This window comes from Cyanobium sp. BA5m-10, from assembly GCF_024346255.1.
Lineage (GTDB): Bacteria > Cyanobacteriota > Cyanobacteriia > PCC-6307 > Cyanobiaceae > Cyanobium_A > Cyanobium_A usitatum.
In genome coordinates this window covers 1-26,944 of sequence record NZ_JAGQCP010000022.1, presented here as the reverse complement: position 1 = coordinate 26,944, position 26,944 = coordinate 1, and the positions used below count along the sequence as shown (strand labels likewise).

The 26,944-nt window shown below is 58.8% G+C and carries 38 protein-coding genes and 2 pseudogenes; 21 read left to right on the top strand and 19 right to left on the bottom strand.

Translation table 11 applies throughout. The features are described from left to right. Positions 1-376 precede the first annotated feature (376 nt). Entirely contained in the window at positions 377-1,894 is a 1,518-nt protein-coding gene (locus tag KBY85_RS09145; RefSeq protein ID WP_254961190.1) for an iron uptake porin, read from the top strand. 374 nt (positions 1,895-2,268) lie between these two features. Here KBY85_RS09145 and KBY85_RS09140 read toward each other — a convergent pair whose 3' ends face one another. Then, complete coding sequence (locus KBY85_RS09140) at positions 2,269-2,664, bottom strand: DUF3721 domain-containing protein (protein ID WP_254932515.1); 396 nt, start codon at positions 2,662-2,664, stop codon at positions 2,269-2,271. A 42-nt stretch (positions 2,665-2,706) separates the two neighbouring features. Then, on the bottom strand, positions 2,707-2,925 hold the full coding sequence (locus KBY85_RS09135; RefSeq protein ID WP_254932520.1) for a DUF3721 domain-containing protein: 219 nt from the start codon (positions 2,923-2,925) through the stop codon (positions 2,707-2,709). A gap of 173 nt (positions 2,926-3,098) precedes the next feature. On the opposite strand from KBY85_RS09135, the gene KBY85_RS09130 reads away from it, so the two are divergent. Then, positions 3,099-3,518 (top strand): MerR family transcriptional regulator, encoded by a 420-nt coding sequence (locus tag KBY85_RS09130; protein WP_254961189.1) that lies wholly within the window; start codon positions 3,099-3,101, stop codon positions 3,516-3,518. Positions 3,519-3,883: 365 nt separating this feature from the next. Here KBY85_RS09130 and KBY85_RS09125 read toward each other — a convergent pair whose 3' ends face one another. After that, positions 3,884-5,491: an FAD-dependent oxidoreductase gene (locus tag KBY85_RS09125; RefSeq protein ID WP_254961188.1), complete on the bottom strand. Its 1,608-nt coding sequence runs from the start codon at positions 5,489-5,491 to the stop codon at positions 3,884-3,886. Between the two features lie 192 nt (positions 5,492-5,683). Here KBY85_RS09125 and KBY85_RS09120 point away from each other — a divergent pair, with 192 nt between their 5' ends. Both KBY85_RS09120 and KBY85_RS09115 read left to right on the top strand, forming a co-directional pair. After that, the gene (locus tag KBY85_RS09120) at positions 5,684-6,088 is read left to right on the top strand and encodes a YccF domain-containing protein (RefSeq protein WP_254961187.1); all 405 of its coding nucleotides are present in this window, start codon (positions 5,684-5,686) and stop codon (positions 6,086-6,088) included. Between the two features lie 39 nt (positions 6,089-6,127). Then, positions 6,128-6,355 carry a hypothetical protein gene (locus tag KBY85_RS09115; protein ID WP_254961186.1) on the top strand — a complete coding sequence of 76 codons (228 nt, stop codon included), beginning with the start codon at positions 6,128-6,130 and terminating at the stop codon, positions 6,353-6,355. A gap of 56 nt (positions 6,356-6,411) precedes the next feature. Here the strand turns inward: KBY85_RS09115 and KBY85_RS09110 are convergent, their stop codons facing one another. The 4 genes from KBY85_RS09110 to KBY85_RS09095 all read right to left on the bottom strand — a co-directional run bounded on the left by KBY85_RS09110 (position 6,412) and on the right by KBY85_RS09095 (position 7,482). Beyond that, positions 6,412-6,648, bottom strand: coding sequence for a chlorophyll a/b-binding protein (locus KBY85_RS09110; RefSeq protein WP_254961185.1), 237 nt, complete (start codon positions 6,646-6,648; stop codon positions 6,412-6,414). A gap of 81 nt (positions 6,649-6,729) precedes the next feature. Then, the gene (locus KBY85_RS09105; protein WP_254961184.1) at positions 6,730-6,873 is read right to left on the bottom strand and encodes a high light inducible protein; all 144 of its coding nucleotides are present in this window, start codon (positions 6,871-6,873) and stop codon (positions 6,730-6,732) included. A 67-nt stretch (positions 6,874-6,940) separates the two neighbouring features. Further along, entirely contained in the window at positions 6,941-7,192 is a 252-nt protein-coding gene (locus tag KBY85_RS09100; RefSeq protein ID WP_254961183.1) for a hypothetical protein, read from the bottom strand. Between the two features lie 17 nt (positions 7,193-7,209). Further along, positions 7,210-7,482 (bottom strand): hypothetical protein, encoded by a 273-nt coding sequence (locus tag KBY85_RS09095; protein ID WP_254961181.1) that lies wholly within the window; start codon positions 7,480-7,482, stop codon positions 7,210-7,212. Between the two features lie 196 nt (positions 7,483-7,678). Between KBY85_RS09095 and KBY85_RS09090 the strand changes: the two genes are divergently transcribed. From KBY85_RS09090 to KBY85_RS09070, 5 genes are all read left to right on the top strand, one after another. Further along, positions 7,679-7,960 (top strand): PQQ-dependent sugar dehydrogenase, encoded by a 282-nt coding sequence (locus KBY85_RS09090; protein ID WP_254961180.1) that lies wholly within the window; start codon positions 7,679-7,681, stop codon positions 7,958-7,960. Beyond that, positions 7,957-8,262 (top strand): hypothetical protein, encoded by a 306-nt coding sequence (locus KBY85_RS09085; protein WP_254961179.1) that lies wholly within the window; start codon positions 7,957-7,959, stop codon positions 8,260-8,262. The genes KBY85_RS09090 and KBY85_RS09085 overlap by 4 nt, the downstream gene beginning before the upstream one ends. Before the next feature lie 235 nt (positions 8,263-8,497). Beyond that, positions 8,498-10,582 (top strand): 4Fe-4S binding protein, encoded by a 2,085-nt coding sequence (locus tag KBY85_RS09080; RefSeq protein WP_254961178.1) that lies wholly within the window; start codon positions 8,498-8,500, stop codon positions 10,580-10,582. A gap of 102 nt (positions 10,583-10,684) precedes the next feature. Beyond that, positions 10,685-10,927, top strand: coding sequence for a hypothetical protein (locus KBY85_RS09075; RefSeq protein WP_254961177.1), 243 nt, complete (start codon positions 10,685-10,687; stop codon positions 10,925-10,927). Between the two features lie 9 nt (positions 10,928-10,936). Then, positions 10,937-11,359: an NUDIX hydrolase gene (locus KBY85_RS09070; RefSeq protein WP_254961176.1), complete on the top strand. Its 423-nt coding sequence runs from the start codon at positions 10,937-10,939 to the stop codon at positions 11,357-11,359. A gap of 39 nt (positions 11,360-11,398) precedes the next feature. On the opposite strand, the gene KBY85_RS09065 is transcribed toward KBY85_RS09070, so the two are convergent. Further along, the gene (locus KBY85_RS09065; protein WP_254961174.1) at positions 11,399-11,593 is read right to left on the bottom strand and encodes a hypothetical protein; all 195 of its coding nucleotides are present in this window, start codon (positions 11,591-11,593) and stop codon (positions 11,399-11,401) included. A gap of 168 nt (positions 11,594-11,761) precedes the next feature. Between KBY85_RS09065 and KBY85_RS09060 the strand changes: the two genes are divergently transcribed. Continuing rightward, positions 11,762-12,904 (top strand): cation:proton antiporter, encoded by a 1,143-nt coding sequence (locus KBY85_RS09060; RefSeq protein WP_254961173.1) that lies wholly within the window; start codon positions 11,762-11,764, stop codon positions 12,902-12,904. 526 nt (positions 12,905-13,430) lie between these two features. Here KBY85_RS09060 and KBY85_RS09055 read toward each other — a convergent pair. After that, the gene (locus tag KBY85_RS09055) at positions 13,431-13,859 is read right to left on the bottom strand and encodes a type II toxin-antitoxin system VapC family toxin (RefSeq protein WP_254961172.1); all 429 of its coding nucleotides are present in this window, start codon (positions 13,857-13,859) and stop codon (positions 13,431-13,433) included. Beyond that, positions 13,859-14,125 (bottom strand): hypothetical protein, encoded by a 267-nt coding sequence (locus KBY85_RS09050; RefSeq protein WP_254961169.1) that lies wholly within the window; start codon positions 14,123-14,125, stop codon positions 13,859-13,861. Before KBY85_RS09050 ends, KBY85_RS09055 begins: the two co-directional genes overlap by 1 nt. A gap of 193 nt (positions 14,126-14,318) precedes the next feature. On the opposite strand from KBY85_RS09050, the gene KBY85_RS09045 reads away from it, so the two are divergent. The 4 genes and pseudogenes from KBY85_RS09045 to KBY85_RS09030 form a co-directional block, all read left to right on the top strand. Next, positions 14,319-14,552: a hypothetical protein gene (locus tag KBY85_RS09045; protein WP_254961168.1), complete on the top strand. Its 234-nt coding sequence runs from the start codon at positions 14,319-14,321 to the stop codon at positions 14,550-14,552. 207 nt (positions 14,553-14,759) lie between these two features. Continuing rightward, entirely contained in the window at positions 14,760-15,077 is a 318-nt protein-coding gene (locus KBY85_RS09040) for a nucleotidyltransferase family protein (protein WP_254961166.1), read from the top strand. Between the two features lie 199 nt (positions 15,078-15,276). Beyond that, on the top strand, positions 15,277-15,402 hold the full coding sequence (locus tag KBY85_RS09035; RefSeq protein ID WP_254961164.1) for a hypothetical protein: 126 nt from the start codon (positions 15,277-15,279) through the stop codon (positions 15,400-15,402). Between the two features lie 276 nt (positions 15,403-15,678). Next, a pseudogene (locus KBY85_RS09030) lies at positions 15,679-15,864 on the top strand (helix-turn-helix domain-containing protein); the annotation flags it as partial. Between the two features lie 58 nt (positions 15,865-15,922). On the opposite strand, the gene KBY85_RS09025 reads toward KBY85_RS09030, so the two are convergent. Further along, positions 15,923-16,423, bottom strand: a complete 501-nt coding sequence (locus tag KBY85_RS09025; protein ID WP_254961163.1) for a hypothetical protein — start codon at positions 16,421-16,423, stop codon at positions 15,923-15,925. Positions 16,424-16,658: 235 nt separating this feature from the next. Next, complete coding sequence (locus KBY85_RS09020; RefSeq protein ID WP_254961162.1) at positions 16,659-17,141, bottom strand: DUF4345 domain-containing protein; 483 nt, start codon at positions 17,139-17,141, stop codon at positions 16,659-16,661. Positions 17,142-17,354: 213 nt separating this feature from the next. On the opposite strand from KBY85_RS09020, the gene KBY85_RS09015 reads away from it, so the two are divergent. Both KBY85_RS09015 and KBY85_RS09010 read left to right on the top strand, forming a co-directional pair. Next, positions 17,355-17,504 (top strand): hypothetical protein, encoded by a 150-nt coding sequence (locus tag KBY85_RS09015; RefSeq protein WP_254961161.1) that lies wholly within the window; start codon positions 17,355-17,357, stop codon positions 17,502-17,504. A gap of 3 nt (positions 17,505-17,507) precedes the next feature. Next, positions 17,508-17,987 (top strand): DUF4236 domain-containing protein, encoded by a 480-nt coding sequence (locus KBY85_RS09010; protein ID WP_254961160.1) that lies wholly within the window; start codon positions 17,508-17,510, stop codon positions 17,985-17,987. Positions 17,988-18,435: 448 nt separating this feature from the next. Here KBY85_RS09010 and KBY85_RS09005 read toward each other — a convergent pair whose 3' ends face one another. The 4 genes from KBY85_RS09005 to KBY85_RS08990 form a co-directional block, all read right to left on the bottom strand. Then, positions 18,436-18,660 carry a hypothetical protein gene (locus KBY85_RS09005; RefSeq protein WP_254931581.1) on the bottom strand — a complete coding sequence of 75 codons (225 nt, stop codon included), beginning with the start codon at positions 18,658-18,660 and terminating at the stop codon, positions 18,436-18,438. Between the two features lie 226 nt (positions 18,661-18,886). Then, the gene (locus KBY85_RS09000) at positions 18,887-20,176 is read right to left on the bottom strand and encodes a cytochrome P450 (RefSeq protein ID WP_396121842.1); all 1,290 of its coding nucleotides are present in this window, start codon (positions 20,174-20,176) and stop codon (positions 18,887-18,889) included. Between the two features lie 606 nt (positions 20,177-20,782). Further along, positions 20,783-21,475: a hypothetical protein gene (locus KBY85_RS08995; protein WP_254931582.1), complete on the bottom strand. Its 693-nt coding sequence runs from the start codon at positions 21,473-21,475 to the stop codon at positions 20,783-20,785. A 165-nt stretch (positions 21,476-21,640) separates the two neighbouring features. After that, a complete protein-coding gene (locus KBY85_RS08990; protein ID WP_254931583.1) occupies positions 21,641-22,312 on the bottom strand; it encodes a DoxX family protein in 672 nt (223 codons plus the stop codon). Positions 22,313-22,484: 172 nt separating this feature from the next. On the opposite strand from KBY85_RS08990, the gene KBY85_RS08985 reads away from it, so the two are divergent. The 5 genes from KBY85_RS08985 to KBY85_RS08965 all read left to right on the top strand — a co-directional run bounded on the left by KBY85_RS08985 (position 22,485) and on the right by KBY85_RS08965 (position 25,486). Continuing rightward, positions 22,485-22,748: a hypothetical protein gene (locus tag KBY85_RS08985; RefSeq protein WP_254961159.1), complete on the top strand. Its 264-nt coding sequence runs from the start codon at positions 22,485-22,487 to the stop codon at positions 22,746-22,748. Between the two features lie 226 nt (positions 22,749-22,974). Then, the gene (locus tag KBY85_RS08980) at positions 22,975-23,688 is read left to right on the top strand and encodes a 1-acyl-sn-glycerol-3-phosphate acyltransferase (protein WP_254961157.1); all 714 of its coding nucleotides are present in this window, start codon (positions 22,975-22,977) and stop codon (positions 23,686-23,688) included. A gap of 22 nt (positions 23,689-23,710) precedes the next feature. Next, positions 23,711-24,553, top strand: coding sequence for an alpha/beta fold hydrolase (locus KBY85_RS08975; RefSeq protein ID WP_254961208.1), 843 nt, complete (start codon positions 23,711-23,713; stop codon positions 24,551-24,553). A gap of 107 nt (positions 24,554-24,660) precedes the next feature. Beyond that, entirely contained in the window at positions 24,661-24,846 is a 186-nt protein-coding gene (locus tag KBY85_RS08970; protein WP_254961156.1) for a hypothetical protein, read from the top strand. Between the two features lie 421 nt (positions 24,847-25,267). After that, positions 25,268-25,486 carry a hypothetical protein gene (locus tag KBY85_RS08965; protein ID WP_254931587.1) on the top strand — a complete coding sequence of 73 codons (219 nt, stop codon included), beginning with the start codon at positions 25,268-25,270 and terminating at the stop codon, positions 25,484-25,486. An 83-nt stretch (positions 25,487-25,569) separates the two neighbouring features. On the opposite strand, the gene KBY85_RS08960 is transcribed toward KBY85_RS08965, so the two are convergent. The 3 genes and pseudogenes from KBY85_RS08960 to KBY85_RS08950 form a co-directional block, all read right to left on the bottom strand. Beyond that, positions 25,570-26,202: an isoprenylcysteine carboxylmethyltransferase family protein gene (locus KBY85_RS08960; protein ID WP_254961155.1), complete on the bottom strand. Its 633-nt coding sequence runs from the start codon at positions 26,200-26,202 to the stop codon at positions 25,570-25,572. A gap of 148 nt (positions 26,203-26,350) precedes the next feature. Beyond that, complete coding sequence (locus KBY85_RS08955) at positions 26,351-26,617, bottom strand: hypothetical protein (protein ID WP_254961154.1); 267 nt, start codon at positions 26,615-26,617, stop codon at positions 26,351-26,353. Positions 26,618-26,726: 109 nt separating this feature from the next. Then, positions 26,727-26,944: pseudogene (locus KBY85_RS08950) on the bottom strand (photosystem II q(b) protein); the annotation flags it as partial.

Below are 26,944 nucleotides of genomic sequence, written 5' to 3'. Positions count from 1 at the left end.
TGCAACGCATCAGGGATTACCCGCCTGGCTATAAATCCACCACAGCAGAGACAGGAAACGCACAAGCCGAGTGGAGCCAGGAAATACTGACACAACTCTCCAGTGAGTCACGTTCAAGGGAGTGTTGAGGCATAATCGACGCATCTTGCTGATTTTGGGCTTTCTGGCGGCGGCATCTTGGTTTTAAATCAACGCCGTTGTTTGGGTTGGCTCAAGCATCAAGCTTCCAGATTTGTTGTATTAAATGTCGTCACTTCGCTTCGCTTGCTCGTCATTGCTACTGGCCGCTACGCCCTTGCTGCCCTTTGGTGCCCTTGCACCCGCATCGGCCAATGAGCTGGCCTCACTGAATAGTCGTGATTCCATCAACGGCTAAATGGAGCAGCAAGAAATTGACGAGCTCAAGGCCTGGCGCTCTAGCAATCAGGTCACCAGTGTCAACCAGTTCTCCGACGTAAGGCCTACCGACTGGGCATACCAGGCACTTTCCAACCTGGTGGAGAAATACGGATGCGTGGCGGGCTACCCCAACGGCAGCTACAAGGGTGGGCAGGCGATGACCCGCTATGAAGCGGCTGCTCAACTGAATGCCTGCCTCGATCGCGTCACCGAGGTGACCGACGAGCTGCAACGGCTGATGGAAGAGTTTAAAAAGGAACTCGCCGTGCTCAAGGGCCGTGTTGACGGCCTCGAGGCCAAGGTGGGCACATTGGTAGCCCAGCAGTTCTCCACTACCACCAAGCTTTCGGGCCTTGCGACGTTTGTCGTAGGAGGAGTGGGGTACAACGGTAGTGCATACAATTCGGCGGCAAATACGGTAAGCCAACGCGCCCCCCGGACCCCGGTCAATGGGGTCGCCGAGAATGTCACATTTAACTACGATCTTCAGCTGACTTTAGATACAAGCTTCACCGGAAAAGACTTACTTCGTACTAATCTTCGTGCTGGCAATTTTGGCAGAAGCGCCTTTGGTGGAGAGCCCCACGGCATTGGCAATTCCGCCGAATTAGAGGTTGCCTTTGAAGAGGATGCTGGCCCAAATATTGTCGGCATTGACAAGCTATTTTACCAATTCCCCATCGGCAAGCAATTCACAGCCACGGTGGGGGCCCGTGTGGGGCAGGAAGACATGCTGGCGCTTTGGCCCAGCGTCTACCCTGCTGACACCATTTTAAACCTCTTTACCGTTAATGGTGCTCCAGCTGCCTATAGCAAGAATCTTGGCCCCGGAGCTGGCCTGTGGTGGCAAAACAATGGCTGGAGCGTAAGTGCAAACTATGTTTCAGCCCTTGGCTCGGATTCAACAAAAGGGCTCTTCACGTCTGAGTCTGGTGGCACCGCTAGTGTGCAAGTCGGTTATCAACAAGAACAATGGGGCCTGGCTGCGATATGGTCCTATGTGCAACCGCTCACCCAGTTTGTACCAGGCACCACTCCAACTGTTCATAGCTCCATCGACCACGGGGAAGCAGTTGGTGCTGAAACCAATGCGTTCGGCGTAAGTGCATTTTGGCAGCCACTCGAAAGTGGCTGGATACCTTCCGTGAGCCTGGGCTGGGGGATCAACACCACAACCTATGGGGTACAAACGGTTGGCAGGCCCAGCGTTAGCCAATCCTGGATGGTTGGACTGCAGTGGACTGATGTGTTCGCCAAAGGCAATGACTTTGGCTTTGCAGTCGGACAGGCTGTTTTTGCCACATCACTGACTTGCGGTGTAAACCCAGAAGATGGTAATTATGCCTTGGAAGGTTGGTATAAGTTCCAAGTCACTGATAAGATCAGCATTACACCTGCCCTATTTTATCTTAGCCGGCCGATGGGGCAAAGAACGCCCGTGGGGCAAGGCTTCAGTTCGATTGGGGCTCTAGTCAAAACGACATTTAAATTCTAGTTTTAAAATTAAAAGCCCCGGCAATTAACTGCCGGGGCCCTTGTTCTTGTGCTGAATTCAGGTTTGGCTTGAATTTATGTTTGTTTGGACTGGCTTAATGTCGGTGCTAGTTGGCTGGGTCCCCCTCTGATGTGCCGAATCCCCAGGTTTCGCATGGCCGGGCTTCGGGGGTTTGCGATAGGAGCCTGAGCCGCCGCCGCCGCAGGCTAGCAACTCGGAAGCATGGGTATTGAAACGAATAAATTCAGAGGAATAGTCTTGGGATAGGCCAGCGAGTGAGCTGGTGCCGATAAGAATGAGGCTAAGAATCGGGGCCATGGACCTTCGTTGATGATAATTGTGATGGATAAGAAGAGTTGCTTCAACAGGCTGATTCAGCAGTGTTTTGGATGCGCATACTCAGCGCATGGCATCCATAGCGATCCCATGGCATGAACGCCATTGCAGCCAAGCTCCTGGGCTTTTTCTAGAGCCAACACCTTGCTGGGGTAGGCCATGATGTTTTCCTGGACTGGTCGACTGCTGTGGTGTTGGCGGCTGTTGCTTGGGCTGAATGTCCAGATACCCATGACATTGATGCCTGCCATCAGCACTCCCATGCCAACCACGCAGGCATTAATAATGCCCATTCCAACTACGCCAACGCTCACTACCCCCATGGGCACCACACCAATGCTCACTACCCCCATCGGCACGATTCCGATCGAAACGATGCCCAAGGGAGCTACGCCTATGGCGAGCAGCTTCGGTTTATCGCCGCATTGGGACATATCAATTAGATGGCGAGCAGTGAATTAATTCACTTGTAGAATTCAGTGCTGGGATCCACTGGGCTTGGAAGGCTGGGACCCACCGTGTGTGGCGCACGGCATCCACTGGGTACCCATGCGGTGGGCTCCGGTGCAATTGAAATGCAGCTTGGCAGCGGTTTCAGCTTCCGCCTTTGTTGGGTAGAGAGTCGGTACGTCCTTTTGGCCTGCGTTGCACGCTCCAGCCAGCAGGAATGGAGCCGCAATGGCTCCGATTCCCATCGCGGCAATCTTCAGGGAGCTCATCGTCATGGGATTCAGCCGGAGGGGGCAGAAAATACTTATTTACATCCTAACACTTATCTCCAGTAAGAGCTGGCTGATGGAGACATGAGCGCTTTTCACTCGGGTCCTTGGGTAGAGTTGCATCTATCCACTGGATGGAGGGTTGACTAATGGCGCCCCTGCCCCTTGCCGCAGCTCAAGACGCTCCTGGTCTTCGGATTGGCGAGATAGCCAAGATCTCCGGCTTTTCGGTGAAAACGATTCGCTTTTATTGCGATCAAGGTTTACTGCATACGGCCCGATCTGAGGGCAAATACCGTCTATTCAGTCTCGAAAGTCTTGTAGAATTGGAAATCATTCGGGCTTTACGGTCTATGGATGTGCCGATCAGCGAGTTGGCCCGCATTCTTGAAGTGCGCCGCGCAGGCATATGCAATTGTTCGGTGATAAAGGATAGTATCTCAACTAACATGGCCTCAATTGACTCGCGCATCCAAATGCTGCAAATAATGAAATCCGAGCTGGCTTGCCTACTCTCCAGCTGGCAAGACTGCGGAGGCGCCAAATCCGCGGATGCTGCTAAAAACTGATCCGCTAGCTCCATTTACTCCCAGCTATCGGATGCGCCGTAGCAATCCCAATCAGATGCCAACATCCCTTCCTGCGAGGAGTGGACTTCAGTGCAGCCCTGCAGTGGGCCGGTACCAACCACGCTTGTGTTTCTGGCACCAAATGAGCGGAGCATTGAGAATCTATTTATTTGCATTGACAGACCGATGTACTTGGCAACGGGTGGTGGACGAAAAGCGCCTGTTGATCCTCACCGTTAATCAAACCAACCAAGCTGTCGCGTAGATCCAGGAGGTTGATGGCGTGGACGTCTTTTTGGCGGTGCTTGAACGACAAGACCGCAAGCCTCAGCACTGAATGAACTCGGCCGTCAGTCCAGCACTCGTTAGGAGTTGAACCACGGCAGTTTCAGACCAAGGGCTTCGATTGGATCCATCACGAGCTTGTTGAGAGCACGGCCTAGAACGACTTGTGGCTCGTCTGCCCGAATAGGGAGAATGGAATGGGAGTGATCGGCACCGTTGACAATCTTGCGTCTGATCAAGGAGTTCCCAGCCTCCAGCCCGCACACATAGGCTCGTTCCTGACACAGACCCTTGGCTCCATGTTCTTTGTCGCCCATTCGCACCCAGTCGCCAGCGCAGACGATCGACTGCACTGAGGTTTCCAAAGGTGGCCGTTTTCTGAAACTGCCCGGAGAAAAGAGCGACACCGAGCCTGGATAGCGCCGCACCTCGGAATCCACCACCCTGGCATTGGTGAATTCGGGATGAGCGATGGGGAGCAGGTCACGCGTAAGCAGGTCAATGATCTCTTGATCACTCATCGCTGCGATAGCCGATGCGTTGTAAAAGTCGCTGGCGACCACCGAGCCCTGGGGCTGCCCATCACCCCAGAGAGCCTGTTGCGCATCCATATGCAACTGATCCAGCATGAAAAAAGTGCCTCCAGAGCCCTTCAGTGATTCGAAGCGGGAAAACACGTTGGCTGGGTAAGCGATTGGAACATAACGATCCAACCAAAGACGTGCTGAAACGACATCGATGGAGCCAAGCGAAGCAGCGCTAACAAGCTCTGGTGCTGCCTTGCTGAGTTCTGGGGATTGAGCCATCAGAGACTTGAGCCCTTTTGCACCAACCGCCAAGACCACGGCATCTACGTCGTCAATCACCTGAACTGTTTTGGTTGCCATGTTCTGAAGCTCAACCGAGCTGACGCGCTGCGAGTCAGACGACACATTCACCCGTCTCACCAACGTTCCACCAAGGACCTGCAGATGATGGCGGGAGATCAGCCTTCTACTCAGAGGTGCAAACAAATGTTCAGCGATACTTTTCGACTTGATCCAACAGACATTAAATGAGTCTTGGTGGGCCAGGGCGTAGTAATAAAGGAGCTCCATGGTGACCGCGGCCGAAAGCTCTTCGGGCGGCTTGAACAAGCCAACCAGCAAGGTGGGGCGCAAGAACTCATTGATGAGCCGATCGCTGATGCCAAGCTTGACAAAGAGTGATTGCGCATCGAGATCGTCGTACTGCTGGAAAATCTTATCGCTACGATAAAGGTCCAGCATCGCATAAAGAAGCCCTGCAATACTGAGCCTGTCTTGAATGGGTAGTCGCGTGAAGTTAGTGATTGTTGCCACCATCTGGCCAAGCGGACTTGGCCATTGGGGTGCCTCTCCAAAGACAGGCGCTGTTGCTTCTAAGCCATCTGGCGACCAGAAGGCACTGGTTGTGAAGTCAGTGAAGATATCGCCAGCGCCGAGTTCATCTGTGAGTGCATTGATATTTGGATAGTCTTTCCAAAAACCTCTGGTGCCTGCCTCGAAAGGTTTGCCGCTTTTGGTGGTGATTGGTTGAATGCCTGTTGGATCGGACATCCCATCAATCAAGGTGACACGAATACCCGCTTCACAGAGCGCCTTGGCTGCGCCCCAACCAGCCCATCCAGCTCCGATGACGACTACATGGGATGGTCTTCCGTCAGGCATGGCTGCTACGAACGTCGGCTCAGCTTTTGCAAGTTACTCAAACAGTGATGGAGAGGCACAACGGATGCCTGACCGCTGCTGCAGGGGGCTGGGAAGCAGGGGTTGAAAAGAAGAAGAAGAAGGAGGACATCACCCATCACGGCTGCGCTCCCATCTCCCTTTTGCCAGGCTGGGAGCACCGTGGAAGATCTGATGCTGCGCTTTTTGCTCAACGTTCTCTGGTTCGTGCTCGGCGGGGTGGTGATGGGCCTCGGTTGGTGGCTGGCCGGTCTTGTGGCGGCGATCACGATCGTCGGCCTTCCCTGGGCCCGGGCCTGCTTTGTGATCGGCAACTACTCCTTCTGGCCGTTTGGAAATGAGGCCGTGAGCAGGCGTGAGCTCACCGGACGGATGGATTTCGGCACCGGACCGCTGGGGCTGATCGGCAACGTGATCTGGTTTCTGGTGGCGGGCTGGTGGCTAGCGATCGGCCACCTCACCTCTGCAGTGGCCTGCTTCGTGACGATCATCGGCATTCCCTTCGGGATCCAGCACATCAAGCTGGCGCTGATCGCACTGGCACCGGTCGGCATGCAGGTGGTGCCGGTGCGCTGCTAGATGCCACCCCAGCACCTGCCCGGGGGCAGAGTGGAGCCGATGCAAATTCCTTTCCGGCCCAGCCCCCGCGAGACCACAGAAGCGATGGTGCGCAACATCGCTCGCGAGCTGGCCGAGATCGAGCAGGCCATCAGCCATTGCAGGGGCGATCGGGTAGCCGAACCCCGATTGACGGGCACCTGGCTGGCCCACCTGCTGATCAGCAGCAAAGAGCTACTCCAGAACCTACTGATCGAGTCGGCTCGCAGGCCGCCCTCCGGAACCTAGACGCTGCCCAGCACCCGAGTTACGGAAAGCCAATGGCGTACAAGCCGAGCAGGGGCTCAGAAGCAGAAGGGCAGGAACTGGGTGCGGCAGGCGGCGTAGCCATCCACAAGGGCGCCGAGGCCGATTTGGTGGGCGATGCCAAAGCCGGTGAGGCCTTCCACCACGATGCCGATCACGATGCCGAGCATGGCGGCGCGGCCGTTAAACAGTTCAGCTCGCTTGAGCTGCGCCACCAGGGTCAGCTGTTCGGCGCTGGTATCGAGCAGCTTGTCGTTGGCGGGAGTGTTGGTCATGGGGATCTCCTGGGTGGTGTGAAACGAAACGGAAGCGCTGGCGTCAGTCGGCGATATTTGGCTGCAGCACAAGGGCACTGATCAACCGAGCCCGATCTGGGAAAAAATGCCCTGGCCGGTAAGTAGCTCGGTGCCCAGGCCGATCACGAAGCCAAGCATGGCCAGGCGACCGTTCCAGGTTTCGGCGAAGACGACAAAGCCAAAGCGGGGAGCGGGCTCAGTCATGCATGTTTCAGTTTGTTACGGCAACTGTAACGGCACGTGAAGGTGGTTGGTGCGGCGCCGTGCGGCCTTACTTCTGAACAAGCTGAGCGAATCGCCGTTCACTAATGATCTTCGCCAATTCCAGGAAATAGCCGGCGGTGCACCACTTGCCATGGTTGCGGTCGCGATTGACCACATCAGTCCTGAGCTCGGCAGCCTCTGCCATTACTAGATCTAGCTCACCTTGAGGCAACTCATAAAGCTCTTGAAGCTCAACCGAGCGATCAAGCAGGTGACTCTTAAACCACTTTGGATTAAGTTCTTGAGGAGGGATATCCATATGAAATTGGTTATGATTTAGAATTCACATTCTACAGCATTATCCTCTTCTTGCCATTCGTCCATAAAGTCCTCGAAGCTTGAGTGGAAGCCAGGGTTGTTTAGAAAAATGTCCACAAGATCATCCAAGGCCACGAGTTCAGGAATAAACGCACCAGGCTTTTGCTTGTAGTCATGCAAGATTTCTTCCTTATTCACTTTGCTAAAATCCCAATTGCCAAGCATAGGCTCCCTTGGCAGAGCTGACTGAGGGCGCGAATGAAGTTCCATCGAGCTTTGGGAAAGGGGCATTGGAGCGCAACTCACTCCAGGCAGGTTGCGCCAGCAGTCATGCAACAGCTGCAGGCGGGGTAACAGTGCCGACAAGGTCGGGTGGAGAGATCGGTGATCAGGCTCCATCCACCAGGGCACTCGGCTGCTAGCTCTTGCCGCAGCAGCTCAGTGCTGCTTGATGACAAACGGCAGACAGAGAACCTAAATTGCGCTCATGAAGCCCTTTCGCTGGAGCAGTGATAAAAACCAGCAGCTCGGTGCCCAGCGGTCCATCCACTTCGAGGCTGTTGTGGTGGCCATCGAAACTGGAGGCTTGCTCGATGTGTTGGCCCACCCCAATCCAGAGCAATATCCAAGCCAGCGCATCCTTGTTGTTGAGGTGAATCAATATGTCTACCTCGTCCCATACGTGGAAGACGACGACCACCTCTTTCTCAAAACGATCATTCCCAGCCGCAAAGCCACACTCGATTACCTCCGTCAAGACACGACATGACGATGCAAAGCCACCTTCCCCCTAGCAACGACTCACTCGATCAAGACGAGCGTGAGCTCCTAGAAGCTGTGGAGTTGGGCGCGCTGCGTTCAATTGCTACTCCTGATCTGCTCAATCAGCTCAGAGAGTCAGCCCAGGTCACCGGCCAGAAGGACCAACGAATCAATATCCGGCTTTCCGGTACTGACCTAGAGGCCTTGCGCGTCAGGGCGCTGCGGCTGGGTATGCCTTACCAAACCCTTATCAGCAGCGTCTTACATCGCTACGTCAGCGGCGAGCTCAGCGATGAGCAGCTGCTCTGATCCGTCTCTTGGGTTTCCATCGCTGTTGCACAACCCGCACTGAGCAAGCGGCCACCATCGCTACGGTTTCTATACGGTCTTGATACGGGTCTTCAGACCAAAGGCGACAGCTAGTTGTGTTTTATCCCCAGGTCATTCAGCGATCAGCAGCCGCTGGTGGTAATGCTGAAGCGGAACTGGAAGCCCCAAGAGCAACCGGACATCCCTGGCCCCCGCCGCCAAGCCCACCTTCTCCATGACCTCCCCAACCCAGGAGCTAGACGCACCGGCCCTGCGACGCCTGGCTCCCTACCTGGTGGGATCAACCCGGCGTGGGGTGGTTGGGGGAAGTCGCTACGCCGTCAAGCTCCGGGCGGCCTTGGCCCAGGCGGCTCAAGATCCTGCGCGGCGGCCTGTGCTGATCAGTGGCGAGCCTGGGCTGGAGAAGGACAACCTGGCTGCGCTCGTTCATTTCGGCTCGGGCGACCGGCGCCATGTATTGATTCGCGTTGACACCAGCCTGCTGCGCGCCGATGGCGGCGATTTGTTTCACGGTTCCCCAAGCCAAGGGCCGCCGTTGCTGGAGTGCCTCGGTCAGGGGTGCGTGCTGCTGGATCGCTTCGATGCCGCCCCTCCCGAGCTGCGAGCCCTACTGATCGAGCTGGCGCGAACGGGCCAATGGCCTGGCTGCAGCGAACCATTTCAAGGCCGGTTGCTGTTCACCGCCGAATCCAGTGTGCCGGAACTGGAAGGTCTCTGCGACCAAATCCGGGTGCCTCCCCTACGGGTGCGCCGCCAAGACTTGGGGGATTGGATCCGTTACTCCCTGCGGCGCCGTGCCCGCCAATTGGGCTGGCCCAAGCCACCCCAGGTGCCCGCCAACGTAGTGAAGCGTCTCCAAAGCCACGACTTCCCCAACAACCTGCGGGAACTGGATGTGGTGATCAACCGGGCACTGCTTCAGGCCAAGGCGTCAGCCGTTCATGGTGAGCTGCCCGATCTCTTGCCGGAAGATGTGTTTTGGCTACTAAGCCGGCCCACCAGCCTGCGCTTCGACATCTGGGGCTGGAAGCCTCGGCTGAGGGAGTGGATGCGAGCCCCTTTGCTCTGGAATGGTCTGTTGTTTGGCTTGGTGAGCTGGCTGTTTGTGCTGGTGAATGGGGCCCTGTGGCTTGGGCCCCAGGATCGGGCCCACAACGGTGCCTTGAATCTGTTTTGGGCCTGGTGGTGGCCAGTGATTCTTGTCACCTTCCCGCTGGTGGGGCGGCTGTGGTGCTCCTTTTGCCCGTTCATGGTGTGGGGCGAAATCAGCCAGAAGCTCGCCCGTTTACTGGGCTGGCAGCCGCGCCGTTGGCCCCGGGGCGACACCGACCGCTGGGCCGCACCGGTGTTGGCCGCTGGCTTTGGCGCCGTCTTGCTGTGGGAGGAGCTGGCCAATCTTGAAGACACGGCCTGGTTGAGCAGCTGTCTGCTGCTCGTGATTACGGGCGGGGCGGTGGTGTGCTCGCTGTTGTTTGAGAAGCGCTTCTGGTGTCGCTATTTGTGCCCAGTGGGGGGCATGAATGGCCTGATGGCCAAGTTATCGGTGCTGGAGCTGCGGGCCGAGGCGGGCACCTGCAGCGGCAGTTGCAGCAGTTATGCCTGCTTCAAAGGCGGACCAGCGGAAGGGGAAGGCCTGGCCACGGGAGGCTGCCCCCTGGGGACCCATCCAGCCCACCTGGAAGACAATCGCAATTGCGTGCTTTGCCTCACCTGCGTTCAAGCCTGTCCGCACCGCTCTGTGAAATTGCGCCTGCGCCCGCCCGCGGCCGACCTGCAAAAGGGCATGGCCGTCCCCTTTGGCGAACGGCTCTTGCTCTTGGTGCTGCTGGGCGGTGTGGCTTTGCATCACTGGCAGGGCTGGCTGGGTTGGCTGCCATGGGCCCCTGAATCCCTACAAGCAGGTCCCCTGCTGCCCAGGTTTGGGGTGGCTTTGATTGCGCTGCTGCTGCCTGTTTTGGTGGCCGGCTGGTGGCAGAAACCCTTGCTCTATGGGCTCTTGCCGCTGGTGTGGGCCCTGTTGTTGTCTCGCTATTTGCCCTTGGGAATGGTCGAGGCCGGCCAGCTGCTGCCGGTGAGTGCCTTCCCCTGGCAAGGAGCCGCGGCTGCCCTCTGGCCAAGCTGGAGTGCCGATCAGCATGTGGTGGCCTTCTGCCAGAGCGCGGTGATTGCGGTGGGTCTGATTTGGAGTTTGGTGATCCTGCGGCGGCTGCTGCTCACAAGTCCCCGCTTGCTGGGGCTGGGATCAACCCTTGCCATCGCCCTTGCACTGGGGGGACGTTGGCTCACGGGCATGGCCTAAAGCAACTCCTTCCATTGGGAGAAAGCACCCCGTTGAAATGCCGCAAATGAAGCCACCGCTGCGGGATCAGTCCGCCAGCATGGGTACACCCGAGATCAACATGTGTTTTTGAATCCCTTTTTGCCATTCAGCACGGCCAAGGTTCTGGCCCTGAAGGCCACTGTGCTGCTGCTGCTCACCCTGCTGATCAAGGCGAGGGTGCAGATCGTGACCGGGTCGGCCATTGGAATCTTCCTTTTGCTGCTGCAGACCTTGGTTTTCTTCGCCATCAGCGGTGGCTTGGTGCTGGCAGCCGGCGGGGCCGCGCTCGTCGCCAAGCAGCAGCGCCGGTCGGCCTCTGCATGAGGCCGATCCATGGCCGTTGAAGTCGCCCTGGCGATGCTGCATCGGGATGGTCGCTGGCTGATGCAGCTGCGCGACGAGATCCCCGACATCGTTGCGCCCGGCTGCTGGGGGCTCTTTGGCGGACACCTCGACCCCGGCGAAACGCCAGAGCAGGCCCTGCGGCGGGAGCTGCTGGAGGAGATCAGCTGGCAGCCCCCGACGGTGGAGCTGGTGATGGTGCATCACATCCACCGCCGAACGGCCCATGTGTTTCAGGCCGAGCTATCGGTGCCGCTGGAGCAGCTGCAGCTTCTGGAGGGCCAGGACTTGGGTCTGATCAGCCCAGAGGAACTGCTGTCTGGATCGATCTGGAGCGCCAAGCTCGGCAGCCATCGCCCCCTCGCCGATGGACTATTGGAGGTGATGCAGCACGTGCTCACCAAGCTGGTCTGAGCACAACAAAGCCCGGAGCGATGAACCTCGGGGCACGAATCAGTCCTCGGTCTCCGGGCTGAGGGGCGGCAGCCGCCGCTCCACCTGCAGAAACACCAGCCAGGCAACGCCAGCGCTGATGCCAGCATTCCAGTCGCTACGCAGCAACTCCACGATCGACACGGTGCTGGCGCCGATGCGCAGGCCCCGCAACAGAAAGCGGCCAAGCTTTTCAAGACGAGGGGCTTGGCTCATTGTTATCACCGGCTCTTGACGCAGTAACAGCCGGATAAATACCACCCCAGCCGATCACTGGTTTACCACATCGGCACCAGCCCGCCTGCCCTCAAACGTAAGGCAAGGCCCCTCCTCAACGATCCAGCTGAGCTGGAGCAGGATGATGGTTGAATTTTTCCGCAGCCCATGAGTGTTGGTCTACAGGGACTGCTGACAATCGTTGCCATTGTTGCTGTATCTCCCTTCGTAGCTCGACTGTTTGGAGGCCGCCTTCCAACAGTCGCGCTATTGATGTTGGGGGGGATTGCTGTAGGGCCTTCTGGCCTGGCCTTGGTGCAGCAGGATCCAGCGATTGATCTTTTCGCGAAGATAGGTCTTGGTTTGATCTTCGCCTTAATAGGGCTGAATATTGATCAGAAAACCCTTAGCGGCACCCCAGGCCGGCTGGGGGCCTTGGGATGGCTTGCCACTCTCATTGTGGGGGTGCTTCTGGTCTCGGTGCTGCCCCTTGGCGATGGGTTACGTCCGGTTGCATTGGTGGTGGCACTCAGTTCGACCGCCCTATCGACATTGCTGGTGATCCTGCGGGAGTCGGGAGAGTGGGATTCACCGCTGGGGCGGTTGTTGCTTAGTGCAGGCACTTGGGGACAACTGGGCCCGGTGTTGGCCGTGGCCCTGTTGCTGGGATCTGCCGATCCCATCACAACTGTGCTCAGTGTTGCTCTGGTGGTGGTGGTGGCGTGGTTGCTGGCATTGGTGCCGGCGCGGATGGGGCAGTCAAGATGTTGGTATTGGTTTGAGTCCGTAGCGGGCTCAGCATCCGCCACGCCAATCCAGCTGCTGTATCTGCTGGTGGTCGGACTAATTGCCTTGTCGGAGGCGTTGGGAGTTGACATCCTGATGGGAACAGTGCTGGCAGGCTTGGTGATGAGGCGCTTCATCGCCGAACCCGACATCTCTCCTGCGATTAAGCAACTGGAGGCGTCGGCCTACGGTTTATTCGTACCGCTGTTCTTCGTCGTTGCCGGTGCTCGGCTGGACCTCGCCTCTGTAGCAGCCCATCCCTGGGGACCGGTGATCTGCTTAGCGGGGATTCTCTTGATACGTGGTCTGCCCCAGTGGCTGCTTTATCGCCAGGCGCTGCCTGATCTGGTCGAACGACTGCGCTTTTCGCTGCTGGTGTCACAGTCACTCAATTTGCCGATTGTTGTCGCCTATCTCGAGGTACAGGCCGGGCTGATGTCGCCGCAAGTGGGAGCAGCTCTGGTGGGCGGCAGCCTGCTGTCAGTCTTACTGCTGCCAGCATTGGCTATGGCGGTGAAGCGGTGATCCTGTCTAACCCAAATGAGTGTGTGCTGATCTCTTAGGGCTTTTCTTCTGGCCAAGCTTGAGGGCCATTGTTTCTGATCTGACTAACTACGTTGATCTGACTAATTACTTTAAACGGCTTCCTGTCACTCGCCGTCACTCACTTTGAGGTGCTGAGCTCAGGCGCTGCAATCAGAGCAACCTTTCAGGGCCAGCAACGACCAAACCCAACTCCAGCATTGAGGCGGTCACCAGCGCAATCGCGCCGATGGACCAGGCCGAGCAAATCAGTCTCTGTAGCAGTAGGGCACGGAAAGGAATCATCAATTCATCCAAGTCGACTTTTTGAGGGCTGGGCCGATGGTGTGGATCAGGGCTTCTCGCATGCGTGCAACATCCGGGCTTGGCTTGCTAGTGCCATTGATTGCTTCATTCTCACTGCAACGGAGATGAAAAAGGTGTGACTATCCCTACCTGTTGAGGTGACGATGGCGGCCTCCCATGCCTATGGCTTGCTGCAGAGCCAGGCGATACAAAAGGCCTTTGCTCAGCCAAGAGGAATCCGGCAGAAGGGTTGCTTGCGGAAGCGCCGGTAGACATCAAAGTCGCTGTCAAGCGTGAGGATCTCAGCGATATCAAGCCGCTCGGAGAGGCACACCAAGGTGAGATCGGCGAAATCACCTGGCAGGTCTGCGTAGCGCCCGTTGAGCTCGGCGACCCGGGCATAGTCCTCTGGAAGCAGGTTGATGGCCTCAATTCCACCACGACTCACAGCAATAAGCAGGTGGTTTTGAGCAGCCAGCACTGCGGGGTTACCTGGATTACCAAGCAGCCAGAGCACCTCAGCGATGCAAATAGGTGAGGTGATGAGCTGGGCAGTGTTCTGGTCAAAGAAGGCGACAACCGCTTGATGGAGCGGTTCCTGCTGCTGGTAGTAGCTCAGCAGGATGCCGGAATCGATCAAGATCCGTTGCATCAGCTCCGCTCCTCTCGGCGCTTTTGTAGGTGCTGGCCAAGAAGCCGGTGCCGTTGCTGCCGCTCCGCGCTGCCGGCTGGCAGGGTGTCGAGGAAGGCCTCGGGATGGCCGCCCAGTTGCTGGGTGATGGAGGGGCGTGGTTGCCGCTGCTGCCAGCGCTCACGGATTAGCTGGCGGATCAGAGAGCTTTTGTCCTGGCCGGTTTCCTCCAGCAGGTCATTAAGACAGTGCTCGGTGTCGGAATCGAGCCTGACGGTGAGCGGCATGGCCCGCAGGGACAAGCCCAGTACGACGAATAGGCCAACTGTAATACAGATTTTTGCATGGTCGGCAATGGCCCTGGATGCTGCGTAGTAGTCCCGTTGCTGAATTCAGGCTCCGCGTGAGCTGGCAACCGCAGGATCAAGAAGCCATCCGTCAGGCGCTAGCCCTTCCAGCGACCGTGCCCTGCTTGATGCGGTGGCACTTATCGATCAGCAACTGCTGGCGCCCAGCCCTGAGCAGGAGCAGGCAATCGAGAAGCAGTCCTCCTCCGCGCCTATCGCTGGTTCGGTTGCCGCCGGCGGCGATGCCCCGCTGCAGAAAGCCGACGTGATCGCTTACGACACCGCCCTGCTTAACCAGCGGCGCCGTTACGGCGACCAGCTGACCCTGTTGATGCCGCCGGGATGGTTGGCAGCGCGGCCCTGCTGAGGGGTTGAGCGTATGCAGCGACTTCCCAGCACCTCCGAACTTCCCTGGTTGGTCTCTGAACCTGATCTGGCATCAAAGGCTCCTAACCAGGCCCGAAACCGCCTGTTCCTCCTGCGGTCATCCTTTATGCAAGCACTTGGCGTCACAGGTCAGCAGAGCTGACTGCGCGGCCGAACTAGTCGATACTGGCTGGATGCCACTGGTTCCATGACCAGCTCGATCGCTCTACCAGCACTCGACCTTCAGGAGCTCCTTTCGCTTCTGCGCGGGCGCCAGAACCAGTGGCGGCAGCGGTACCAGCTGCAACGCATCGGCCTGTTTGGCTCCACGGTTCGCAACCAGGCAACCTCTACTAGTGATGTAGATGTCTGGGTGGAACTCGACCCGCTGACACCCTTCGCGACCGTGCACCTCAAAGAAGAGCTGGAGCAGCTGCTGCAGCGCCCTATTGACCTGGTGCGCTTGCGAGAGCGCATGAACCCGCCGCTGCGAGCGGCGATCCTCAAAGAGGGCATCAGCGCGTGAGTGGTGATCTGCATTTACTGCTGACGCCACTTCGGCAGGCCCTAGAGCGGATCACGCGCAAGGCAAAGCCCCTCATGAACGATCCAGCTCTGCTGGAGCAGGAGGAAGACCAGGACCTACTCGATGTGATCTGCATGCAGTTCTTGGCTGGCGGCCAGCTTCCCTGAGATCAATTGGAAGGACGCCATGGGATTCCGCGATGTCATTTGCCCACGAGTACTTCGATATGGATGCTGAGCAGGTGCTGCTGATCTGCCAGGAGGCCTTGCCCGGTGTTTTGGACACCATTCGCTCCTTGGAGGCACGTAGTCGCCAACTCTCTTGAGCCAACGACCTATTGGCCTCGGCAAGAGGTATTGACAGCGCCGCGATGGGCTGACGATTCCACTGACAGCCGAGACGGGTCATGGCCACCAGCACCAATACCGATCAGGTCGCACCGAGAGGTGCGCTAGGCAACACCCCACCGAGGGATGCGCTCAGTACTACCGATCAGCTTGAGCCGCACTCCTACGCCGACAACTCCCAGGACGGAGGGGAGGCTGATGCACGAGCCGGCAAGCGATAGCTATTCGCTAGATGCAAGCGATCTAGCCCCCACCGAGCAGTGAGCCAGCCCCGCCAAGTGAACATGTTCATGATTCGCATGTGCACCAACCTCAACCTTCCCCGCATTGGCAGGGCCTGCGGAGGCAAGTATCACTCCACAATAAAGTATGTCTTTGCGCAGATCGACCGCAAACTCAACAACGACCCTGCCCTCTCCCGCCTAGTGCAGCAGGTGTGAGACCTACTGCAGATCGATTTCGAGCAAGCGGCGCTGATGGCCCTTTGTAACAACCGGATCAGCGGCAGCCCTGCACGGAGATCCGGTAGCTAAAGCCAAGGGCATTGGGATCACTGCTGGCCCCCACCTTGAAATTCATCTGGGAGGCCTGCTTGCCCGGCACCGCCGCGAAAGGACCAAACATCTTGCCGGTGCCCATTGGAGGGTTAATCAGGGTGTTGAACATCTGCAGGTTGGAGCCATCGCTGAACTTCATGTAGCCCTCCACCGGGTACTGGGCGTTGGCGTCAGAGGAGTTGGCGGTGAAGAAAAACTTGTAGCTGGTGTAGGGCTGGGTGACGAAGAAATCGGTGTTCCAGTTTGTATTGCCAATCAATTTGCCCCGCCCCACAGACTTCGACACGATCGGCGAGGTGCCATTGCCTCCCACCGGCTGAAGGAAGGTGCAGGTGGGGGCGGCGTTGGCGGCCAGGCCCGCAACGCCCACTCCCACCGTGAGGCTCGCTGCCAGAAGGGTTGAGGCCTTCAGGATCGCGGATGCAAGCTGTGCGGAGGGCATGGAGCAGTGGAAAATTTTGGAGACTCTAGGCGAGGGGGCGGGTCGCACCCAGTCCCTGTGCCGGGCCGCCCGGCGAAGGACATTTACTGACTGGGCGGGGCGGTGGCCAGGCCCACCTCCCTTCGCTCCAAATCCACCACCCTTTCTTGTAAAGAGGTCACTGTGAATCCCATGCTCCCCTTGCAGTGACACGAGCTGCCGGTCGGGTCTGGCTTGCGCGTCTCGACTGAGCTGCCTATGTCAAGCCATCGGTGGCTTCAGAATTTCTGTCATAACTGAACAGACAAAGAATTCCCAATGAGGCCAATATCAACTCTGCAACGGTATACCCAATGAGGATTGGACTTGGCCAGCCGTTTAGCAGCATGTCAATAAGTCTGCCGGCTGCCAATCCAGACATAAATACTATCTCGCTAATTATGGCTGTACGCATCAGCGATCCACCACGGATCGCGCCCAACAGCCAAAGGACAAGGATTGCAAGGTAGAGACCCATTACGGCCCTAAGGATGTGAACTAAATCCCCGCCCATGGGTTGGATTTTCAAGAGTTTTGGGAGGATCCGATTTGGGTCAATTCCGTAGCTAAGCGCAATTGGCAGCAGCCCAGCTGCGGAAAAAATGAGATAAAGGCGACTCGGGTTCATAGTCTCTGGAATAGGTTTTGAATTAAAGCAGATATTGATTTTACACTGCTCCTCCTCCACGGGCTTGAGCATGTTGACGACTCGATGACGTAGGAGCCAGCACACTTTCTGGCGTGCTCTTCTCATGTCCCCACCGCAGATTGCACCTCTGTTTCATCAGCCTTCTCGGCAAGGCTCACCAGCAGGAGTGAGCAACAGCAGCATGGTGGCCTTGATGCTCAGCACCTTGGCCGTGCTGAACGGCAAGCAGGGGATCAGGAGCAAAGGGTGAACGAGAGTATCCCCATGCTGACGGGCGATCCGCCAACGGTGCATTCACTCAAGCCCTGGGCAGCTGCGGTGGTATCCACTGAGTACGAGGCGATCCAGAAGAGCGGCAAGGGATGCCCGCTGGGCTGGTATTCATCAGGCAACTACTACGCCAAGAGCCGCTGAGCCATGGGTTTCCGCTTTCGCCGCTCCACCCGCCTAGGCCCGCTGCGCTTCAATTTCACCAAGGGCGGGTTGAGCTCCATCTCCGTTGGTGGGCGGGGTGCTTCGTTCAACATCCCCGTCACCCGCAGTGGTTGTGCGCGCAACACGGTGGGAGTTCCGGGCACTGGCCTGAGCTGGAGCGTGGAGCATGCGCCGGATCGTCCAGCCGTGATCCCTACGGGGAGAGCGGAAGGGCTGCCCAACAGCCGCCGGCTAAGGCCAGGGCAGCTTGATGCCCTGAAGCAGCAGTTGTTGGAGGTGCTGCGGCAGGAGCTGTTTGCTCCTGGATCCGCTGGCGCCCTGCTGTGGGAGGACGCCAGCGTGAGTCGGCTGCTGGCTGATGGCTCCCTGAGCGCGAGAACCTCTGGCCTGCTGGCTCTGATCGAGTCGCCGGAGGCGATGGAGGGCTGTGTGCTGCGAGCCCAGGGGCAGGACGATGCCTAGCCACAGGCTTCTGCGAAGCAGTAGCGCCGGGCTCAGCGCTGCATTGAGGCGGCGGAGGAAGGCTCTCGCCTGGCCGCTGGGCGTGGCTGGCTCTCCTGACAAGGCAATGCAGGTCCAACTTTTCGGGCTATGTGCCGACCCTTGTCATATGAGCACGTGCTGCATCACTTCCAGCAGTCCATCGGAGAAGAGTCGATGGCTGCTGAGCTTGGTACTTCAAGTAGAGCAATCGAGCAGGTCTTCTTGACTTGCCAGGACCAAGTCCTGAACATTCAGCAGCTGCAATTGCTACAACGGCACGGATAGCTCACTTCGAAACATTGGCCGTGAGCCAGTGGATGTGATTCACCATTACCAGCTGCACAGCGAGGTGCTGCGAGTTGATTTCCTCTAGCCCTGCCGCAGTAGTGCCGGCTGGGCTGCAGAAGTCGTGTGGTGAGCTGATGGCTTACGACGCCTGTTGATAGAGCTCCTCCAGCCGCTCCCGGCTGAAGTCGACGTAAAGGACCTCGTCACCGGGCTCGGGAGCCTCAGGATGGCGCCTTGGCTTGCCGCCACTTCTTTGGGATGCAAGAGAAGCGGAGCCGCGTAGGTTCTGACTCATCAAGGCAAAAGCTCCACCGGCGATGAGCGCAAAGAAGATCAGGTAGACAGCAGCCAGGAGGTCGTTCAAGGGGTGGAAAGCTCTTTCCGTAAACCTAATGCAAAGAATTGTTAACCGCTGGCCACTTTGCCTCAATCCCATGAGCCCGATTCCTCAAGTTTTGACCTGAACAGCGGAGACCCGCAGCAGCGCCTGGTCTGCAGTCCCCGCCGATGTGGCTGCGGAAAATCGGCAGAGGGGCTTGAGAAGCAGCACGGTTCCCATCCGAGTCCCCCGTGCTGATGAGGCTGGAGGCTTAGCTGGCTGTGGAACGAGCGCGAACTAGCAGGCCATCCGCCGGAGAGGTGCTAGGGATGACCCTGAGCGTCAGGTCCTGATCCGCCTCCAGCGCCAAGGTCAGCTGTTTGAGCAGCCCCACCGCCAGCAGCCTGATCTCCAGCTCCGCAAGCGCCTTGCCCAGGCACACCCGCTCACCACCTCCATAAGGCAGCAAGGTGACCGTGGTGTCACCGTCCAAATGTCGCTGCGGCAGGAAGATTGCCAGATCCTCCGTATCGGCCCCATGGCGCTGGCTGGCGGCGATGCTCACCTGCACCACCCGATCGGCTGGCACCAGTACACCCGCTAGGGCAATGGGCTCCAGGGTGCGGCGGAAGAAACCACCTACTGGCGGGGTCAGCCGCATCACCTCCTTCACGACCGCATCGAGCCGCGGAGCCCGGAGGGCGTCGGTGGCCCTCCCAGCCTCCCCATCCTCCGGCGGCCACGGCAAGACGTCGAGTTCCTCCCTTAGCCAGTCCAGCTCGGCTGGGTGTTGCAGCAGTGTCAGAAACAAGCAGCTCAGGGCGGAGGCGGTGGTTTCGTAGCCGGCAAACAGCAGCAGCAGAAGCTGCTCCGCCACGTCGTCGTCGCCCAGGGGGAGACCGGCTTCATCCAAGCCACCGGCCAGCAGATCAAGGCCGCCGGCGGCGATGGGTGCTCCAGATGCCATGGCGGACTGCGCCCTCTTGAGCACAGCGCCTAGGCGCTTGAGCAGACGTTGGCGGGCTTGGCGGGCACAAGCGTAGGGGCTGCCGGGCAACGCCAGGGGAAGTGAGAAGAGACCCTGGCACCAGGTTTCAAAATCCACGAACAGGGCTTCGCGATCGATGGGGTCAAGCCCCAGCACCGTGCTCGCAATAACGCTGAAGGCAAAACGCCGCAGCTTTGGCACCAGGGCCACCGGCGCGTCTGAAGCGAGCAGCTCCTGGCTGAGCTCGTTGACCAGCGCCACGATCGTCGGGCTATAGCGATTGAGGGCAGCAGAGGCGAACAGCTGGCCCACCACCCGGCGGCGGGCTTTGTGGTCGGCGCCGTTGCGGTTCGCCAACGACAGGGGCCCCAGCAGCTCTCGCACACTGTCGGGCCACCAGCCCTGAACCGCATCGCCCTGGGCGAACAGGTCGCCGATCGCCTGACCGCCGCGAATGAATACGGTCCGTTGCCCCAGCAGGCTGGTTTCGTACACATCGCCGTAGCGCTCGAAGCGGGAGCGGGCGAAATCAGGATCGCGAAAGAAGGCAAGGGTCTCGAGCACTCCGCTCAGCGCTGGCGTGCTCGGCAGGGGCTGGAGGGTGGCGGGATCGAGGGGCACCAACGTCAGCTGGAATAGCGCCAAGGATGTCGGATCACAGCCGGCACCGCGCCGCCACAGACACGCAGCGGTTCAGAACAACAGGCTGCTCAGAAGAGGAAGGCGATGCAGAGGCTCACCAAGGCCAGCCCTGCCAGACCGGTGGCAGCGAGAAGCGAAAAGGATTGAACCACCGGCAGCTCCAGCACGGCCCAAACCTAAAGCAATCCTTAAGGCCCGCAGTCATTCCGGCCTGGTCTCGGTGCAATCCTTCACGGCAGCGGAGGCCCGGCTCACGAAAGCCATCACTGCAGCGTGGGCCAGCCTGCCTCTGCTGACGATGGGGCTTGGGCTGATCCGCACCTGACAATGGCGTTCAGCTGATCGAAGGACAGGGTTCGAGGTCCAGATTGTTCCCTCATATCGCGGCGACATGCCGATCGACCAGCGCCAATCGGCCTAGGACTAAGTGGAGATCAAAAGCTGAAAGTTCGCCGTCGGTGCTCCATTTCAGACAAGTGATAGGCATACAGCAGCCTGCGCTGATCGATCTGTTGGTCACTGGGCGGCCCGGAAGCATCAGGCCGCTAATGGCGGGGCTGGGAAGACCGTTAGACAGTCCTCCACCACAAGGCTGTGCTCGGCCTGGTTGTCGACCCTGAACCGTCCCCAGGTCGCCATCGGGTCGGAGCTGAGCGCTTCCGTTGGCAATACAAGGCGTTGGCCTCCGTAGGTGAGCCCCACACAGGTGAGGCTGGCGTCGTCGCCCAGCAGGCTCCAGAGCACGGAGATCAGGTTGCGGTCGTAAGGCGCAGAACTCAGCTCCTCAGGACAATCGACGATCGAGCCCGGCTTCAAGGTGAGGTGCAGGCCACGCTCCCAGCTCAGGAAGGTCCCGTCATGGGTGGGGTAAAACCAGCAGGTGGTATTGCTCAGCTCGCTTAGCGCCACGCGATCGACGCACCGCAGGCAGGTTGGGTCCTCCGTATCGCCCTGGTAGACACCGAGCCAGTGGTGCCGGGGTTCGATCCGAACCACCAGTGCTGCGCAGAGCAACTGAGTGCCATCACTGCTGCGGCGTTGCTCCCCGGTAAGACGACCATCGAGGGGAAGCAGCCCCAGATCGGGATGCTCAGAGCCCCGGTTGAAGATCCGCAGAGCGAAACCAGTGGAGGGCCCTGCGGCCTGCGCTTGCTGCAGAACCTCATGAGAAGTGGTGGCGTCAGGCAGCTGTAGTGCCGGGGCTACCACAAAGATCAGCGGTGGGTTCATGGCTATAGCCGTGAGTCAGGGCAGTAGCTGGGGTGCCAATCCAACAAACGTGGCAGGGAGGCAGCAAAAGCCAAGGATGCTTGCATCAATTTCCCCCTACCGATTCGGTCCCTGTTGATCGAGGGAGGTGAGTCCAGAGGAAGAAGGCCAAAGCAACACGCCCGCTCATCCGCGGGCGTTGGAGTTGACGGTCACCGGGATGGCGCGCAGCTCGCCAGCGTCCAGTGAGGAGAAAGCAGGCTCAAGGTCATTGGTCGCGCTGAGGTCGTCGAGCACAGCCGGCACGATGCCGGCATCGAAGGAGAAGCGACCGGGGCCGTTGAACAGCAGGGCGAGGCTGCCGCCTAGATAGAGGACCACCAGCTCCAGCACATAGATGTTGAAGCCGGCTGTGGAGATGTGCTGATAGGCCGCCACCGTCATCGTGCCGCTGAGGGCCAGGGCACCCACGGGCGTAAGCAGGCCGAGGATCACCAGCCAGCTGCCAATCAGCTCCGAGAAGCCGGCGGCGTACGCGAAGAACAGCGGGAAGGGCAGGTGCAGCGAGGCCACATAGGTGTTGGCGAACTGCTGAGGATCGGCGAGCTTCTCCTGGCCGTGGTGAATCATCAGCCCGCCGATGCTCAGGCGCAGCAGCAGCAGACCGACGGAAGCCAGCAAACCTGGGCGCTGCAGGTAGGCGCGGACGGCAGGCGCCACTGCTGCGAGCCCAGCTAGAGGCGCAGACCTAGAGGCGGGAAAGTCAATTGCGACGAACCTGTTCATCGAGATGAACCAAAGGGCGACACAGGCGGCCATGAAGCCGCCGAACAGTTCGAGCAGGGTGTACGTGGACACGGGGTGGGAGGTCGTTTTCAAAAATCATGGCAAGCTTCATTAAGGAACGTGAAGCGCCACGGACATCCAGCCCAGCCTTGTCATGGCGGAACTTCCGGGCGGCGGCTCGGAGCCCCAGGCCTCACGGATGCTCCGCCCGCCCACCAGCATGTAACTAGTTCGTTACAAAACGATGACCACTGGCGAACTGTTCCTCGAGAGCCTGAGCTCCGGGGTAATCACCCAGGCTGAGATCGACTGGCTGCTGAGCCAGCAAGATCACTTTGCCAGGACTGAGCAGGCAGCTATGCAGCGGCTGGGCCGCCTGCTCGATCAAGGGGAGATCCAGGTGGGCTGCCGGGTAGCACCGCAGCCACATCTGCCGCTCCAGGCGCTGAACGAGTGGACCGACCCGCTCGAACCAAGGAACCGATCCTCCCTGGCCCTGGCCGCCTGACGACAAGTCGATAGGAGGGGCGTTTCCAGTTTTTCCGACAGGATCGCCCGTCCATCAGCGCTGAAAGCCAAAAGGCTCAATTGTGCGCCTAACCGCCAGAATTTAAGCTTGCAACGGCCCCTTTTAGCTACAGAGTATTTGCAGCATAGATATATGAAATCCTCTTGAAAAGGGAGAGGCAGTATAAATACTTGGACAACATTTTCGTGAGTGGCAAGCAGCAAGCATGAAACATCCCATCCCTTTGCAACTGTCTCGCAGCCTGCTGGATGCCGCTGGAATATCAGTTTCGTTGCACAATCTTGAGAGAATACCTACCAAAAACAAACTTCTAATTGTCAGCAACCATCGCAGCCTGCTTGATGCTCCACTGCTGATGACGGCGATCGGCCGCCCTGTGCGATTCGCCTGTCACTATTACATGAGTCAAGTGCCGCTACTGCAGCAGGCAATTGCCTTGATGGGCGCCTTTCCGCTCGAGGCAGATCAGAGAAGGCAGGCATCGTTCTTCCGGCAGTCGGCCAGGTTTCTGCAAGCCAATCAGGTGGTGGGCGTGTTTCCTGAGGGTGCGGATCCGATGGTGAAGACCAACGCCCCTCAGCAGCTCAGCCCGTTCTACAGGGGTTTTGCCCATTTAGCCCTGAAGGTGCCGGTAGATGGCCTAGCGATCCTGCCGATTGCCATTGCTTCAAGGGAGGAAAAACGGGGAAAGCTTGCCCCGCTTGCCTTGTTTCGGCGCTTTGATCCATCAGAAGCACTGTTTCAACGCGATGGCTGGCATTCTGCAATCCTCTATCGGCATGTTGATGTTCTCTTTGGCCATCCTCTGCTGATCGACGAGAGTTGGAAATCTCGGTATCGAGGTAGCGGCGGAGCTACTACAGCGCGAGAGCTCACCCAAGCCTGTTGGAGCCAGATCGCTGAATTGTTGGCCCGCTGATGCTTATTAGTACTCCTTGATCATGATCGCCACCCCGAAGTCTTTGCGGCTCCTTGCTTGTACACCCGTAACGGCATCACGACCGCTGTTTGTCTTTTTGCCGGGCATGGATGGCAGTGGTGCGTTGCTGCAACCACAGGTTGCTGGACTCAGCACTGGCTTTGACATTCGTTGCTTGTCTATTCCTCCAGACGACCTCAGAGGATGGGAAGAATTGACCGAGCATGTCGCCGCACTGATCCAGATGGAGCAGCAACGGCATCCTGGGCGAAAGACCACAATTTGTGGTGAATCGTTTGGTGGTTGTTTGGCGTTGAGATTGATCACACGCTTTCCGAAGCTGTGTGACCAACTGATTCTGATCAATCCCGCCTCCTCAGCTCAGCGTCATCCCTGGATCGGTGCCTGCAGCTCTTTGACTCAGCTGCTGCCCACGCCGATCTACCAGCTCTCCACCTTCAGTCTGTGCAATCTGCTGATTGCATCCCATCGGGTCAGCAGGCACAGGCGGCATCAGCTGCTGGCCGCCATGCAGGCTGTGAGGCCTCAAAGCGCTGCCTGGAGATTGGCATTGCTTAAACAGTTCCGCCTGGAGGATCTGCCCCTGGATCGCGTGCGTCAGCCTGTTTTAATCCTGGCCTCAGAAGCGGATCGACTCCTGCCTTCTCAACGCGAAGCGAAGCGATTGGCACGCTTTCTTCCAGACACCACAATCGTTCAGCTTCCGAATAGTGGGCATGCCTGCCTTTTGGAGAATCAACTCAATTTGTCTGCCATCCTCAAGTCGCAGGATCTGTTTTCTGATCTGCCGGCGTCCACGTTGCCAATAGACGCGCCAGCCCAGGCGGCTGCAGCCCTCTGGTAGCCCGGTCGCGTGGTTGAAGCCTGCGACACAGGAATTGGAATCATGCGGGAAACCGGCCGCGCCTGGCGTTACCACTGCTTAACATTTCGAAACATTGCATCAAGGCCATGCTGGATTGTGACCTCAGTCGCCAGTTCGTTGTTGAGACCCAGGCAAGAGCCATCGATGCCTGCAACGACGTGGACGAGCTCAGGCGCATCGCCAAAACGTTGCTGACGGCTTGGCATCTGCAGACCGACATGACGCGGCACTTTGGCGCCCAAGCTCTGGGCATCACCCCTCCATCGCCATAAGCCTGTCCACCTTGGCGGTGGGTGGCTCAACGTCGTGGGCCAAGTCGACGCCGTACGCGCTTCCCTACTGCGGCGTGTCAGTCGTGTAGCGGTGATCAACTGCCTGGAAGTGCCTTGGCGGTTTATCGGCACAATTTCACCGGCGTTTGCACAAGCTCCCGCCTCCTGAACCCGCCGACTGCTGGTGATCTGCCCCATCGCCATGGGGCTCTGTCCATTTATGCAGCTCAAACCGCGGCTGCGGGGCTGACTTGGTCAGACCTACGAAAGGGTGCTGCAGCGCCGGATGGGTCTATTGATCACTGCGGTGGCGATGCAGATTCTGGTGAACGGACCAGAGGCTGTTTCCCGATCCTGGCCCGAGAGGGGCTGGGAATGGCAGAGAATGAGCCAGGCCAGTTCCTGATTACTCTCCAACGCCATGCCTGCTGATGTGGTGATCGGGGGGACAACGCTGCGATTGGCAAGGCGAAGCGATGTCGCCGTTGCCCTGCGTGTGGCAGCCCATTTCCAGCGCCGCATCGCTGAGGACGACTGGCGCCCCTATCAGAGCAGAAAGGATGCGGTACGGGTCTGGACCCGGCTGGGCGGCATCCGCATTCAGGTGATGGAAGCGCTGAGCCTGTTGAACGAATCCTGAAGCTCTGCTGCGCCCACAGCACAAGGGCATTACGGGCACGCAGGGCAGGTCGGCTGAGAGCCAGGGTCTGCTGGTTCCTGAGCTCACCAGATGCCTGGCAGCAGCCTGGCGCTGCACTGCTGCCAGGCGCTGAATTCCGGGTATTTCGCTGCCATCTGCTTCTCCTTCTCGCCGATGCGCTGCAGGTAGATCAGCAGCACCAGAGCCGGCACCAGGTAGGCCCAGATGTTGCCGGCCACCACCGCGAAGCTCAGGTAGCGCAGCAGATCGCCCAGGTAGTTCACATGGCGCACGCGCCGCCAGATGCCATCGCTCACCAGGCCAGCCCCCATCGCCTTGGCGGTGGTTTTCTGCGCATCGGCGCTGGCGTTGATCAGGCTGCCGAAGCTGAATAGAACCAGTGCCAGGGCCACGGCGACCTGGGATATAGGCACGGGATTGAGAAAGGCCAGCAGCCCCGGCAGGCTGTAGAGCACGCCGATGAACAGCAGGGCGAAGCCAAAGCTCACCACCCCTACGCGCTCGTTGAACAGTTGGCGGGCCCGCTCGGGGAAAAGCCACTGCTCCAGCAACCACCAGAGGCAGTAGCTGATGTGCAGGCTGAGGTAGAGCACCTGGCGCATGTCCTGCACCCCGATCACTGCCGCCAGCACCAGCAGCAGCACAATCGTGAGCGCCTTGGCGGTGTTGATTGCCGTGAGTTGGCTCCAGCCCATTAACACAACCGCGGTGGCGTCACCCTACCGGCGCGTTCAGTTGGGCCAGGGCCGCGGTGGCTGTGCAGGCCACGCCATCCTCAGCGGCGAGCACCTGGTTCATCACAGGCTCCAGCGCCGGGGCGACTTAAACCGCCATGGCTGGCGATCAGGCTTGTGCGGACCGACGTCGCTGTATGGCGACAAACGCAGCGCCACCGCCCGCCAGGAGTAGCCCACCGCCGATGGCCAGAAACACCAGGGTCTGGAGCAGCAGCAGGAAGATCTCGAGCGCCGAACCAGCCACGATTTGAATTCTGGCCTTTATCAGCAGGGTGAGCAGCAACAGCACGGTGCCTTTAAGAGCCAATACCTGGGCTGTAGTGAACAGGCAGAAGGGATTGAAAAGCACGGCGAGAGTAAGAGCTTGTCCCATCGTGGCGGGTGATAGATCGAGGTAGTGCACCCAGCCAACAAAAAAGCCCCCTTATTCAAGGGAGCTTTTGGGATTCCGTATTACCCAGCCGTAGCTGGGCTGTTGACTATCAACCTATTGCAGGTGCGGTTAGTGCCACGGGTGTGGCAGTAGCTGCTGCAAGGTCAAGCGGGAAGTTGTGAGCGTTGCGCTCGTGCATCACTTCCATACCCAGACCAGCGCGGTTCAGAACGTCTGCCCAGGTGTTCACCACACGGCCTTGGCCGTCGAGGATCGACTGGTTGAAGTTGAAACCGTTGAGGTTGAAGGCCATCGTGCTCACGCCAA